This is a genomic window from Myxococcaceae bacterium JPH2 (assembly GCA_016458225.1).
Classification (GTDB): Bacteria; Myxococcota; Myxococcia; order Myxococcales; family Myxococcaceae; genus Citreicoccus.
Genome location: JAEMGR010000005.1, coordinates 860,552 through 873,722, shown reverse-complemented (window position 1 = coordinate 873,722; position 13,171 = coordinate 860,552). Strand labels below are relative to the sequence as shown.

13 protein-coding genes are annotated in these 13,171 nt (G+C 68.8%); 2 read left to right on the top strand and 11 right to left on the bottom strand.

Features of this window, described 5'->3' with window-relative positions:
* Window positions 1–56: 56 nt before the first annotated feature.
* Window positions 57–2,069 (bottom strand): serine hydrolase, encoded by a 2,013-nt coding sequence (locus JGU66_12365; protein ID MBJ6761562.1) that lies wholly within the window; start codon window positions 2,067–2,069, stop codon window positions 57–59.
* Between the two features lie 75 nt (window positions 2,070–2,144).
* Here JGU66_12365 and JGU66_12360 point away from each other — a divergent pair, with 75 nt between their 5' ends.
* Window positions 2,145–2,774 carry a TetR/AcrR family transcriptional regulator gene (locus JGU66_12360; protein MBJ6761561.1) on the top strand — a complete coding sequence of 210 codons (630 nt, stop codon included), beginning with the start codon at window positions 2,145–2,147 and terminating at the stop codon, window positions 2,772–2,774.
* A gap of 33 nt (window positions 2,775–2,807) precedes the next feature.
* On the opposite strand, the gene JGU66_12355 is transcribed toward JGU66_12360, so the two are convergent.
* Both JGU66_12355 and JGU66_12350 read right to left on the bottom strand, forming a co-directional pair.
* Window positions 2,808–4,223: a tail fiber domain-containing protein gene (locus JGU66_12355; GenBank protein ID MBJ6761560.1), complete on the bottom strand. Its 1,416-nt coding sequence runs from the start codon at window positions 4,221–4,223 to the stop codon at window positions 2,808–2,810.
* Between the two features lie 85 nt (window positions 4,224–4,308).
* The gene (locus tag JGU66_12350) at window positions 4,309–4,944 is read right to left on the bottom strand and encodes a LysE family translocator (GenBank protein ID MBJ6761559.1); all 636 of its coding nucleotides are present in this window, start codon (window positions 4,942–4,944) and stop codon (window positions 4,309–4,311) included.
* A gap of 97 nt (window positions 4,945–5,041) precedes the next feature.
* On the opposite strand from JGU66_12350, the gene JGU66_12345 reads away from it, so the two are divergent.
* The gene (locus tag JGU66_12345) at window positions 5,042–5,995 is read left to right on the top strand and encodes a YafY family transcriptional regulator (protein MBJ6761558.1); all 954 of its coding nucleotides are present in this window, start codon (window positions 5,042–5,044) and stop codon (window positions 5,993–5,995) included.
* On the opposite strand, the gene JGU66_12340 is transcribed toward JGU66_12345, so the two are convergent.
* From JGU66_12340 to JGU66_12305, 8 genes are all read right to left on the bottom strand, one after another.
* Window positions 5,992–8,301, bottom strand: coding sequence for a VWA domain-containing protein (locus JGU66_12340; GenBank protein ID MBJ6761557.1), 2,310 nt, complete (start codon window positions 8,299–8,301; stop codon window positions 5,992–5,994). The two genes, JGU66_12345 and JGU66_12340, sit on opposite strands and share 4 nt — an antisense overlap.
* Before the next feature lie 138 nt (window positions 8,302–8,439).
* The gene (locus JGU66_12335) at window positions 8,440–9,327 is read right to left on the bottom strand and encodes a CHAD domain-containing protein (protein MBJ6761556.1); all 888 of its coding nucleotides are present in this window, start codon (window positions 9,325–9,327) and stop codon (window positions 8,440–8,442) included.
* 1 nt (window position 9,328) lies between these two features.
* Window positions 9,329–9,868, bottom strand: coding sequence for an inorganic diphosphatase (locus JGU66_12330; protein MBJ6761555.1), 540 nt, complete (start codon window positions 9,866–9,868; stop codon window positions 9,329–9,331).
* A 73-nt stretch (window positions 9,869–9,941) separates the two neighbouring features.
* Complete coding sequence (locus tag JGU66_12325; GenBank protein ID MBJ6761554.1) at window positions 9,942–10,361, bottom strand: hypothetical protein; 420 nt, start codon at window positions 10,359–10,361, stop codon at window positions 9,942–9,944.
* Window positions 10,358–10,903, bottom strand: a complete 546-nt coding sequence (locus tag JGU66_12320) for a hypothetical protein (protein MBJ6761553.1) — start codon at window positions 10,901–10,903, stop codon at window positions 10,358–10,360. Before JGU66_12320 ends, JGU66_12325 begins: the two co-directional genes overlap by 4 nt.
* An 88-nt stretch (window positions 10,904–10,991) precedes the next feature.
* On the bottom strand, window positions 10,992–11,747 hold the full coding sequence (locus tag JGU66_12315; protein MBJ6761552.1) for an immunity 49 family protein: 756 nt from the start codon (window positions 11,745–11,747) through the stop codon (window positions 10,992–10,994).
* A gap of 19 nt (window positions 11,748–11,766) precedes the next feature.
* Window positions 11,767–12,363: a hypothetical protein gene (locus tag JGU66_12310; protein ID MBJ6761551.1), complete on the bottom strand. Its 597-nt coding sequence runs from the start codon at window positions 12,361–12,363 to the stop codon at window positions 11,767–11,769.
* Between the two features lie 31 nt (window positions 12,364–12,394).
* Window positions 12,395–13,159, bottom strand: coding sequence for an AHH domain-containing protein (locus JGU66_12305; protein ID MBJ6761550.1), 765 nt, complete (start codon window positions 13,157–13,159; stop codon window positions 12,395–12,397).
* Window positions 13,160–13,171: the final 12 nt, after the last annotated feature.

The window sequence follows — 13,171 nt, the reverse complement described above, 5'->3', positions numbered from 1 at the left end:
CGCCAGCGTGACGCACCGGACGGCGGTGGGCCATCCGGTGCGGTGTTCGCGGGTGCCTACTCCAGATACGCGGGGAACTTGGGCAGGGCGTTGAAGTCCGCCCACTCGTGCTGCACCACCAGCCGCGCGCCCGAGTTGCGCATCAGGCGGTTGATGCGGTCGATGGACGCCAGCGTGTCCGCGCGGCTGTCGTTGAAGGGCGGCACGAGCGACTTCTCGAAGTTCTCCCGCGTGTGGAACAGGTCGCCGGACAGGATGACGGCGCCCGTCTTGGCCAGCTTCACCATCAGCACGCGGTGGCCCACCGTGTGGCCCGGCGCCTTGATGAGTCGCACGGTGCCGTCGCCGAACACGTCCTGGTCCAGGTCGACGTAGGTCGTCTTCGCCTTCGCGTGGCCCTTCACCAGCGCGGGGTTCACGCCGATGGCGGGGGACGACAGGGATTGGGCACGCTTCAGCTCGGCCTCGTTGACGAACCAGGTGGCCTGGGGGAACGCGAGGGCGTTGCCCATGTGGTCCGCGTGCATGTGCGAGATGCCCACGTATTGGATGTCGGCCGGCTTCAGCCCCAACTGCGCGAGCTGCGAGGCGAGCGTCGTAGCGACGTGGAAGCGAACGCCGGGCATGGGCGAGAGGCCGTCCGGGAGCTTGGCCACCGCGTCACCCAGGCCGGTGTCCCAGAGCAGGTTCCCCTTCGGGTGCTGGATGAGGAAGCAGGGCGCGGGCATCGAGCCCGCCTCGCCCGCGTGCTCTCCCGTGTCGGAGAACATGCCCATGTCCGCCAGGTCGATGCGGCCGCAGTCCAGCGTGTAGAGGCGCACGCCCTTCGCGGGCGCGGCGGCGGGCGCGGTGGCGCCGTAGACGGCGTCGCGAATCTCGCTGGGGTACATGCCGGTCGCGCCGGACATGCCCTCGAACGCGGTGTTGGTGATGGCCACCACCGACAGGCCCTTCTTGGCGTCCACGAACCAGCTATGGCCGTACGCCCCGCCCCACTGGAGCGTGCCCGCGGACTGCGGGCCGTGCGACTTCGCGGGGTCCACCAGCACCGCCGACAGAAGGCCGAAGCCCCAGCCGGGCCCCTGCGTCTGCGCTTCCTCACCGCGCTGCGCGGTGGAGAGCTCCTTCACGCTGGCGGCCGTCACGATGGGCGTGCCGCCTCGGCGCAGCGCCTCCAGGAACTTCAGGTAGTCCGCCGCGGTGCCCACCATGCCAGCCCCGCCCGAGGGAAACGCGCGCGCGTCCAGGGCTCGGCTCGGGGCGAAGCGGACGCCGCCCGTGCCAAAGGGCACCACCTGGTTGTCCTGCTGCATGCGCGTCGGCTCCGGGCGTCCGTCCGCGTAGGCCGGCGCGAGCCGCGCCGCGTCCCGAGCGAGGAACGACGTGTCCGTCATCCCGAGCGGCTTCGTCACCAGGCGCTCCACCGCTTCCGGCAAGGGAACCCCCGCCGCGCGCGCCACCACCGCGCCCAGGACGTCCGTGGCCACGGAATAGGCCCAGCGCGTCCCCGGCTCGTACGACAAGGGCACCGAGGCGATGCGCCGCAGGTTCTCCTCCAGCGACAGCCCCGAGGCATCCAGGCCGTCCGAGACGCCCGCTCGGTGATACGGCCCCTCCCCGCCGGGCTCGAAGAAGCCGTAGGTCAGCCCCGCGCTGTGCGTCAGCAGGTTTCGCACGGTGATGACCGGCTCGCGCCCGTCCGGCAGCTTGGGACGGAAGGTGGGCAGCCACTTCGTGATGGGCGCATCCAGCTCCAACTGGTGCTGTTCCACCAACGCCAGCGCCGCCGCCGACACCAGCGGCTTGGTCATGGACGCCAGCCGGAACACCGCGTCCTCGCGCATGGGACGCCCGGCCTCGCGGTCCAGGGCCCCGGCCGCCCGGTGGTAGACGACCTGCCCGTCCTGGGCCACCAGCACCACCGTGCCCACGATGCGCTTCTCGGCGATGGCCCGGTCGATGGCCGCGTCCACTCGCGCCGCCAGGGCGCGTGGCTCGGAGGGCTCGGGGACGGCGGGATTTGCTCCTAGACTGGCGGCCACCAGCAGCGCGGCCAAGGCGGAATGCATGAGGGGAGGCTCCTGAATACGTAGTGACTGCTACGGAATTAAGGGGCCGGGCTGGGGATTTCAATAGTGACTGCTATGAAAAAGAAGCCCACAGAAGCGCACAGGGCCCGCGGACGTCCCCGCGGCTTCGACGTGGAAGAGGCGCTGGCGCGCGCGATGACGGTCTTCGGGCGCCAGGGGTACGAGGGGGCGTCCATCGCGGACCTCACCCAGGCCATGGGCATCACCGCGCCCAGCCTCTACGCGGCGTTCGAGTCCAAGGAAGCGCTGTACCGGCGGTGCCTCGCGCACTACCGCGCCGGGGTGGGGGCGTTCACGCAGCAGGCGCTCACGGGCGAGGGGACGACGCGTGAGTGTTTCGCGCGCGTGCTGCGGGATTCCGCGGTCCACTTCGTGAGGAACCACGCGCTGCGGGGCTGCCTCATCTCGACAGCCGCGCTCACGTGCGCGGTGGAGAACCAGGCCGTCGTCGCGCACACGGCCAGCCTCCGCGCGGACGCGCTGGCGCAGCTCGAGGCCCGCCTCGCGCGCGGCATCTCCGAGGGCGACGTCCCGTCCGGCACGGACGTGAGGTCGCTGGCCCGCTACTTCGGCGCGGTGCTCCAGGGCATGTCCGTGCAGGCGCAGGACGGCGCCCCGGAGGCCGAGCTGCTCCAGGTCGCCGCGCTGGCGATGCGCGCCTGGGACGGCCTCTCCCAGCGCTGAGCGACGGCGCGCCTCGCTCCGCGCGGAGCAGGGCTACGGCTGGTGACCTCGGGCCTGGACCGTGGCCTCCAGGCGGGACAGGCCGCGCTTGAGCTCGGCCAGCTCCGCCTTGAGCGTGTCGACCTCGGCGGTGCGCGCGCGCAGCTCCTGGGTGCGGCGCTCCAGGGCCTGGATGGCGGCCATGTTCACCCCGTCGATGTCGAGCATGCCAATGCTCTTGTCATCAGTGCCCAGGCCAAACGCCGCTCGGAAGTCCTGGGCGACAGGGCCCAGGTGGCGCACGCCGGGCGCCTCTTCCTTGTAGCGCCAGGTGTCCACGGAGAGTCGCGCGACCTTGGCCAGCACCTCCTCGCCATCCAGCGCGCGGAAGTCCTCCTTCTGGTTGCGGTCCGAAGTGCACGCGAACACGCCCGAGCCCGCCGGCAGGTCGCAGCCGGTGGTCAGCAAGGGGCTGGTCCGCAGGCGCACGCCGCCGGCCGCGCGCACCAAGAACTGGTTGTCCGCGGAGTTGGACGCGATGGTCGTCGTCGAGTTGTCGCCCCAGATGAACGAGCCCAGGTGCCCACCCGTGTTCACGCGCGTCCCCATCGCGGTCGCGTAGTCCGCGTCCGCCACCACGCGATACCCGATGGCCACCGAGCCCTGGCCCTGCGCGCTCACGGTGTACCCCATCGCCGTCGCGGCAAAGCCGCTGGCCGTGGTGGATGCGCCGGAGGCGAACGACACAGTCCCAGTGGCCTGATTCGTGGAACCGAAGCAGGCGGCTCCCGTGGCGCTCGCGACGCAGTGGTCTCCCATGGCGAACGTTCCATACCCGCTGGCCGTGCTCGCGTTGCCGCCCGCCCACGAGTAGTTCCCCACCGTGGCGTCATCCCACTCGGTGTCAGCGCCGCCCGCGCGGAAGGCCGCCTTGCTGGGGTGCCACATCAGCCGCAGCCCCTTGCCGCTCATGGGCACCTTGCCCAGCCCCAGCTCGCCACGCGCCAGCAGCCCGCCCGCGGAGTCCACCGTGAACAGCGGGTAGTTCGCCCAGATGGGGGCGGTGGCCGAGGAGTTCTCCACCCGCAGGAGCGGCAGGGGGTTCGCCACGTCCGCCTGCGCGTCCACCCGCAGGTTCGTGCGGCTCGTCATGGGGCCCTTCGCCGTGGCGGTCCCCGAGATGGTGAGGGAGGCGTCCTGCGGCGTCGTCCCGTTCTGGATGTAGGAGCCGCTGCCCGCCAGTGGGGGCCGCGCATCGCTCAGCCGCGTGTCGTTCCCCGCCACCACCGTGGTGTCGGTCGTCCCCGTGCTCACGCTCAGCACGCCATCCTTCAGCGTCAGGCCCGGCCCCACCTGGTACGTGCCGGCGGGCCCTGCGGGCCCCTGGGGCCCCACGTCACCTGCTGTTCCACATCCAACAATGCCCGACGCGAGGAAACCCACTGCGGCCCACAAGGTTCGACGCAGCATGGAGGACTCCTTCCGTTCGTCGGGCCGAGAGGTGCCCGATGGCGGGCAGTGCCCGCGCAGGTCGAACGCGGACCTCCCGCATCCTTCACACGCCTCGCCAACCCTCCACGGCGGTGGCCACCGCGGCGAGCAGCATCAAACAGCCCACCACCCGAGCCACGGCGGTGCTGGCGGCGGGGTTCGTCTCCAGCCAGCCGCGCGCCCGGTCCGCGATGAGCACCAGCGAGCCGTACACGCCCACCTGGGTGACCGCGATGATGGCGCCCATCACGAGCGTCTGGAGCCACAGCGGCCCGTACTCGGGGCGGAAGAACTGGGGGAACACCGCCAACATGAACAGGTACGCCTTGGGGTTGAGCAGGTTGGTGACCGCGCCCTGGCGGAACGTGGCGAACGAGGAGCGCCGCTCGGTCAGGGGGCGGGCGGTGAAGGCCGCGCCGGCGCGCCACAGCGACACGCCCATCCACGCGACGTACAGCGCGCCGCCCCACAGCAAGGCGTTGAAGGCCACCGGCATGACCTGGAGCAGCACCGCCACGCCCGTCGCTCCGACGGCGACGTGGCACATGCTCCCCGCGACCACCCCGCTCACGGCGGACAGCCCCGCCTTGCGTCCTCCCACCAGCGAACTGGCGAGCACGAAGGCCATGTCCAGGCCGGGCAACACGATGATGCCGAACACCATTACGAAGAAGAGCCACAGGTGAGCTGTCTGAGTCATGCGTCGGACCTCGGTGCGGACCCACCCGACTCGGGGGGCGCGCGCGCACCCTAGACGCGATATAGGGCCGAATCCGCCCTCATTCGAACGAGGCCTCGTGTCCCGCCCCACCACGCGCGTCCTCACGGTGCTCGAGCTGCTCCAGACGCACGGGCGGATGAGCGGCGCCGAGCTGGCGCGACGGCTGGAGGTGGACCGTCGCACGGTGCGGCGCTACGTGGCCGCGCTGGAGGCGCTGGGCATCCCCCTCACGGCGGAGCGAGGCCGGGACGGCGCGTACCTGCTGGCGGCGGGCTTCAAGCTGCCGCCGATGATGTTCACCGACGACGAGGCGATGGCGCTCGCGGTGGGGCTCCTGGCGGCGCGAGGACTGGGGCTCGCCGAGGCCGCACCCGCGGTGGCCAGCGCGCAGGCGAAGCTGGAGCGGGTGATGCCAGCGCCGCTGAAGCGACGCGTGCGCGCGGTGGACGAGACGGTGCGGCTGGACTTGTCGCGGTCGCCCGAGACGCCTCGGGACAACGCGGCGCTGACGGCGCTGAGCGCGGCGGCCCAAGCGCGCCAACGCGTGCGCCTGAGCTACGCGTCCGCGGAGCACGAGGAGACCGAGCGCGACTTCGACCCGTATGGCCTCGCGTACCGGAGTGGGCGTTGGTACGTGGTGGGCCACTGCCACCTGCGCCGCGAGCCGCGCTCGTTCCGGTTGGACCGCGTGCGCTCGGTGCAGTCGCTGGGCGTGGCCTTCGAGCGCCCGCCTGACTTTGACGCGCTGGCGCACCTCACGGTCTCCGTGGCCACGCTCCCGCGCGCGCACGCGGTGGAGGTGCTGCTGCACACGGACCTGGAGGCCGCGCGGCGCGAGGTGTTCCCGGGCCTCGGCGTGCTGGAGCGCGCCGAGGCCGGTGTGTTGCTGCGAGGGCAGACGGACGACCTGCGCTGGTTCGCGCGCGAGCTGGCGCGGCTGCCCTTCGACTTCGAGGTCCGTCACCCCACCGCGTTGGGTGAGGCCGTGGCCGCCCACGCGCGACGGTTGCTCGGGCGTGAGCGCGCCTAACCCGCGGGCACGGGCTCCAGCTTCGCGAGCGTGCCCTGGAGCAGCGGGATGCCCGAGAGCACCACCGTGATGGGCAGGTCCGCGCTCAGGTTCGCCAGGTCCACCAGGTACGTGCCGTCCTGGTACGGGTCCTGGAGTTGGAACTCGGCCTTGTCTCCGGCCTCGGCGGGGTGACGCAGCTCCTTGCCCTTCGCGAACACGCGCAGCTCATTCTGGAAGCCGGGGCCCAGCGGCAGTCCCGTTCCCCCATACGGCACGAGCCGGATGCGGAAGCGTCCGCTCCCCAGGTCCTCGACCTTGTAGTCGGTGGCCTTGGGCAGCGGGAGCACCTCCACGTGCGCCTCCACGGTCTCCACGCGGTGCAGGCCCTGGGCGCTGTCCACCGTGACGAGGAAGCGGTACGTGCCCGGCACCGTCGTGTCCGCGAAGTCGAGCGTCCAGCGCCCCTTGTCCTGAGGCGCCATCTCCCAGGTCTTGCTCACCTGGGCCTGGGCCTTCTCGCGGAAGCTGCCGTCCTTCATGAGCGTGTCCAGCTTCACCTCGTAGGCGGTGCGCTGGCCCTTGATGTCATCCGTGTAGACCTTGCCGCTCGTGTCGCGCAGCAGCGCGCCCAGCGGCGTGAGCGGGGCCCGCGTCTCGACCTTGAATTGGACGTCGGACGGGGAGGCGGGCTTTCCGTCCTGGAACGCCAGCGCCTCCAGCACGAGCGGCTCACCCGCGGGATGGCGGATGCCGCGCACCCGCAGGTCGAAGTCCAGCGCCGCCTCCTCCGTGAACACGGAGAGCTGATAGGGAATGGCCTGCGCGACCTTGTTGGTGACCTCCATCGTCCACTTGCCGGCGGGCCCGCTGGTGGGCAGGTCCACGCGCTGCACGGTGAAGAAGTTCCCGTCGGTCCGAGCCACCGGCTGCGCGGGTTTGCCATCCGGCCGGAGGATGCGCAGCGTGAGGCCCGCCTTGGCCAGGTCCGAGGTGCCCAGCCACCCGAGCACCACGATGGCGTTCTTCACCGAGCCATCGAGCACCACCGGGTGCGCCACCGCGCCGGCCGTCGCGGGCGTGCTCTGCTGCACCTGCAGCGCGGCGGAGGGCGTGTTGCCCTTCAGCGTGTCCACCAGCGTCTGGGTGAGCGCGACGGACATCCCCATGGCGGGCGTCAACCGGCTCTTGCCCGAGGTCTGCTGGGAGATGCGGTCCAGCAACTGCGCCCACGGCACGCCCACGTCCCCCACGGGGACGGAGAGGATGGGGACGCAGCGCTCGACGAGCGGCTCCTCGCCCGTGGAGAACTGGAGCGTCTTGAGGCCCGTGAGCGAGCCCATGGTGATTTCCTTCACCATGGGCTCCTGGTTCTGCATGCCGTCTGTCATCAGCACCACGGTCAGGTCATTGAGCGTCCGGCCCGCGGTGACGTCGGCCTGGTAGCGCTCGATGGCGTCACGCAGGCCCGCGCCCATCGCGGTGACGCCGGTCGCGGTGGCGGCATTGAGCTCCGTGACGAGCCCGTCCCACGCGGCCCCCGTGGCGCCGCGCTCGACATAGGGGCTGGCCGCGCTGAGCGGCTGGACGCTGGTGGAGAACAGGTACATGGCGAGGCGGTCCTTGCCCAGGTCCACGCCTCCGGAGCGACTGGAGGCCAGGCCCTCCTGCTTCCAGAAGGCCACGAACTGGCCCGCGGCGGACTGCAGCGCCTGCCAGCGAGACATCCCCGCGACGACCGACGCGGTCATGCTCCCCGAGCGGTCCAGCACGAGCGCGATGTCCTGCGGCATGCGGCCCTTGTCCACGCCCGGCGGCGCGACGACCCAGTTCAGGTTCGTCTTCACGCGCCGCTTGGCGCACCAGCACGCGTCCTGCGACGCGGCGGCATAGCCAGTCATCCGGTACGCGGTGATGGTCGGAAAGCCTTGCAGGGAGAAGTCATACGTCTGGGTGGGGTTGCCCGTGCCGCTCACGACGCAGAGGTTGGGCGGAATCGCCAGGAAGCTGCGCGCGAAGTACGTGAGGATGACGGTGTTCGTCCCGATGCCCTGGAGGAACACGCGATCGCGATTCGACAGGTCATGCGGCCCGTCCGTGGCGGGGAAGGTCTCCGCCGTGCCGGCGCTGGGCGTGATGGTGATTTGCGGCGAGGTGAACGTCGTGTTCCCCAGCTCCAACAGCACGCGCACCGTCGTCACCGGCGGACTGCCCATGGGCACGTCTGGATGACGATAGGAGAACTGCTGTTGCGCGAGGCCCGAGGCGGGCCCCCACAACACGCTGGACAGCGCGAACCACAGCAGCAACGACACACGACGGTTCATGGTCGGCCCCTGGGGGTGGACGAGGCCGGTCGCCGCTCCCCCCAGAGCGGGTGCCGAGGACGCGCCCCTTGCGTCCATGAAAGCTGAATTTACTGATTTTTAACGTTTTGGGAGGGATTGTGCAACGGGGGCCGCGCTTCAGGTGAGCACGTCGTGCAGCGTCTGGGGCAGCGCGCCCGAGTGCCAGCGTCGGAGCGCACGGGCCACCTGGGCGGCATCCGTCTCGTGCTCCTCGCGCACGCGGGGCAGGAGCGCTTGCGCGGCGCGGCGCTCGGGCGGGGTGCCCTGGGCGGCGTCGTGCTCCAGCAGCTCCATGCGCACGTCCGTGTCATGCAGTGCGCCCAGCCCATCCTGGAGCTGCTCCATCACCTGGAGGGCGGTGTCCGGCATCGGGCGGGCGGGCTGGAGCAGCTCGATTTCGTAGCGCAGCTTCTTCAATTCCTTGCGCAGCGTGTGGGCCGTGGTCGGGTCGTGAGCCTTGGCATAGTGCGCCATGGACTGGTCCACCCGGCGCAATCGCTTGCGAAGCTGCTGGCGGATGGGGCGGCTGATGAAGCGATGGGAATCCTTCACGTCTTTCAGTCGCGAGCGCAGCCGGGGCGCGGTGCAGCGGTGCCAGCGCTGGACCTCGCGGGACAGCTGTTGGCTCCGCGCTTCCTGGTCGGACAGGTGGGTGTCGCGCAGCGCGGTGATGTCCCGTTGGACGTGAGGCTGTTGCTCGTGGGTGGCCGAGTCCAGCCACGCGGCTTGTACGTGCAGGTCCCGCACCTGGCCGAGCGCGTCCTGGAATCGTTTCACCTCTCGCTCCAGCGTCTTCATCCGGCCCAGGGATCGGAAGACATGTAGGGCGGCGCGGAGTCGGCGGGTGGCGACGCGCAGGTCGTGGACGGTGTCCGCGTCGTGCCCTTGTCGGAGTCGGGCCTCGTGGGTGTGCACGTCCGCGAGCCGGCCCGCGAGGCTGAGCCGGGCGGCTTCGCCCAGCGAGCTGTCCGGCCCCAGGCCTCGGATGGGCGTGGGCCTGGTCATCTCATGGCTCCGTCGTCACGGCGTGCCGCACCTGCTGCAAGGCGGCCTCGGGGCCTTCCCAGCCGAGGACATTCGCGTCCTTGTCCTCGAAGCGCTGGGTCGCGAGGAAGAAGTGCTCCAGCTCGACGCGCTCGCGCTCGGACAGGTCCATCACCGAGCCGAGGTCCGAGGCGCGGGCCGCGGACAGGGGCACGACGAGGAGCCGGTCGTTGCGCTCCCTCGCGTCCCGAGGCCCGCCCTTGGGGCGCTGGTCGAGCAGGAGGACACCCAAGGGGCGGCATGGCAGCACGACGCCCGGCCAGCTCGTGTCGTCCCAGTACACCAGGGCATCGAGCGGGTCGCCGTCGGGGCCGACCGTTCCGGGGATGAAGCCCCAGTCGAACGGATAGCCGAGGCCGCGCGGGAGGGGCCGGGACACGGAGAAGGCTTGGAGCGCGGGCTCGTACTTGAGCTTCAGGGTCGAGCCCCGGGGAGACTCGATGACCACGTGAACTGCGTCCGCGCGCGCGTACGTGGGGAGCCGGGTGAGGTCCGTCGCCATGCGGCAACGGTGGTTCCGGAGGGTGAGGACGGGCAACCCCAGGCGCGGTGGGAATTCTCGCGCGCGCCTGGGCTCAGTCCGGACGGCTGAAGACGAAATAGGCCAGGGCTGTGATGCCCGAGCCCAGCACGGCGAGCCCCATTCCCACGAGCGGCTTCCAGCGGCCGGTCGGAGGAGGGGCTCGTCGGTTGCGCATCCACACGATGACGTTGAGCACCAGCGCGACGACCTGGATGATGGGGCAGAGGGGAATCAGCGCGATGACGCCGGCGATGAGCCCCACGGTGGAGGGGGCGACGCCCAGCCCTGGGGCGGGTTGGAGCTTGCTGGCGCGCAGCTCCCAGCAGGCGGGACACATCGGCACGGACTCAGGGCGGACGCGGTGTTCGCAGCGCGGGCACATGAAGGCGCCACAGCGCGGACAGATGCTGGTGGCGACGATGTCCGAGTGGCCTCCGCAGAGGGCGCCCTCGGGAGGCACGGGCAGGGTCATCCCACGCGCCCCATGGTCGGGCGGTTCGCCAGGGGCCGACGGCGCGGATAGAGGCGCTCCTGGAAGGCCTGTGCGGCCTCGCTGCTCGGCAGGCTCAGCGTGAGGGTCTCCTTGTCGATCCGGTTCACCACCGGGCCCTTGTTCCGCACGAAGCGGAAGTGACACCCAACGGGCAGTGCGATGCCCAGCGCGAAGACGATCAGCCCGAAGGGCACGACCTCCCCCACCATCAAGCAGGTGCCCGCGATGATGAGGAGGATGCCGCTGATCAACGACACCGGGAAGAGGATGCGTCCAAGCCGCCACGCGCGCCACGCCTCTTCGGTGAAAGGCAACTGGCCATTCGCCCGCCGCGTGGTGATCGCGGCGATGATCAACGCGATGAGGAGGTTGAGGAGGACGAAGAAGTTCACCCAGCGCGGGTACCACGTGAACTTCACGGGCTTGAAGACCACGCCCTCCGTCTGACCGGTGACGATGCACACGGCGGGGAGGTCGAACTCGCTCAGCTCTTTCAACGGAATCGTGAGGTCGCGCATCACGCGCAGCTTTAGAACAGGCGCGTGGGTGGATTCCAGTCACTCCCGGGTACCAACACGCCAGGCTCGACGGCCAATGCCGTCCGTCCGCTCACCTCGCCCAGGCAGGACTGGGAAGAAAAGCGTATTCTCGCTCCTCCACGGCCAATCCCCGTCTCATGGCTAGTCGCAGCAAGGCCAGCCCCTCCACGAAGATGGCGCGCTCCGTCTGGAAGTAGGCCTGACTCGCCTCGAGCGAGCCTGCCCGGGAGCGGAAGTGTGCCCCGTGCTCCTCGACGAGCGCCTGCAGGGCTCCGTGGAAAGCCTCTGGCTCCTGTACCAACAGTGCGCGGCAGATTCGTACCCGGGGCGCGCTGTCTTCGCCCGTGCTCCGGACGAGGTCCGCCAGGAGGAGCTCCGCATCACTTGGAATGGGTGACCCGTCGGACGCGAGCAGGCCCAGGATGCGTCCGTAATGACAGTCGTCCTCGAACTCCTTTCGCCGCACCCAGGAGGGTGCGGACAACGCGGCAATCTCTTTCGCCAGGGCATCATCGCCTGCCGCGAGTGCATCGCATAAGGGAGCAATCTGGCCAGTCCCGGTGAAGTGGTTGAAGGGGCGCCCCTCGGCCTGCCGCTCCCTGAGCAATCGCAGCCGATAGGTGCCGGAGCGGCGAAGGCGGTCGTGGAAGGCGGGCACATCCATGCGGACCAGCAGGCCACTGATGGCTGCGATCCGGCCATGTCGAGACATGTGGAAGAGGAACTGCTCCCGTTCTTCGGCGGGGCGCTGCCCTTGATCCAAGTGGGCCTCCAGGAGCTGGAGGGCGTAGAGAGCGTTCTCCTCATGATGTTGCACGGTCAGCAAGGGCTCATCCTCCTGGACTTCAACGGCCTCCCCATTCCTTGCCGTACTCATGCATCTCCAGGAACATCATCCCATTATGGTCCGTGTCCAGGATTCCCTGCGCGAGATCCTCTCGGATGATGATCAACTCGGGGCTCTCTTTCAGCCGGAAGAGCTTCTTGTCCTCGGGGATCCTGGACTCATCGAGCACCAACAGAAAGAACGTCATGATGAGGGAAGGATCGATCACGGCCCGCTCGAACTTGGACTTCTCGAGGTCCACACAGTCCAGCGTGTCCAACAGGTTCATGAGGTAATACGGCTCCTGGACGGGTCGCTCTTTCTGATCGAGCAGGCGCACCGGCAGAAACTCAAGGCTTGCGCCTGAATGCTCCTCCATGAACGTCTTCAATCGCGCGGAGGTGAAGCAGAGGTTGACCGCATTGGGGATGGAGTCCGTCAGCTCCATGCCGCGCCCTTTCGACAGGTAGAATGTCGGGCTCGCTGGGAACCAACTCTTCACAGACACCCCTCGGTAGAGCAGGTATTCGTCGGGGTTGTTTGCCAGCACGTTGGGCGTCGCCATGATCCAGGCGAAGGATGAGTCTTCTGCGTTAAGCCAGGGATAGTAGTTCATGAGTGGGGCTGGGAGCTGAATGGAGAGGTGTCTAATGGCTCTTTGTCAGTTGGTCGGGAGTTGGTACCTTCTCCGCCAATAGCTTTACGAAGTTGTTGATGCTATCCAGATGACTCTCTCCGAAGAGGACGATCCAGTTCCAGTATTTGTTCTCCAACTTCATCAATTGGTCGGGAATGGAGTCGGGGGGATTCCATGTCTCGCAAAGCTTCTTGGCTTGGTCCTTGAGCATTGCGTCAATCCGCTTGAGGTCCGCGCGCACCTTTGAAGAATAGCCCGGGTGGCTTCCTGCGTGGTACGGGAGTTGATGCACGCCACAGAGGTTGAGGGCCGCGGGGAGGAAGATGACATTGTTGCCATTGTTGACGTCATACTTCACGCGGAGGAGGATCTGCCGTTCGATTTCCCCGAAGAGGCCGCCTTTTTCAGGGTCGCCGCTTTCTTCTCTCTGGAGGAATAGTTCGCACGGCAGCATGTGGTGGCCCTCGTTGGGATAGGGGGTTCCACCGTTGTCTGCAGCGAAGTGATTGAAATGGTAGCCGGCGGCATGGGTGTCATCGCCATACTGCGCACCCGCGATGGTCGTCTTCGGGAGGTTGCGCTTTCCCTCGCTCCTGGCCTCCGCCATTTTCTGGTTCAGGTACTTCTTGATCTTGCTGTCGTTGTTGTAGACGGGGTTGGTCTTCCCATCGTTGGCGCCAATGATATCGATACCATTCTTGCGATAGTCGTTGGCCCGATCCAGGACTGCCTGGATTTTGTGCTGATTGAGGATATGCGCGTTCGCTCCACTCATACGAACTCCTCT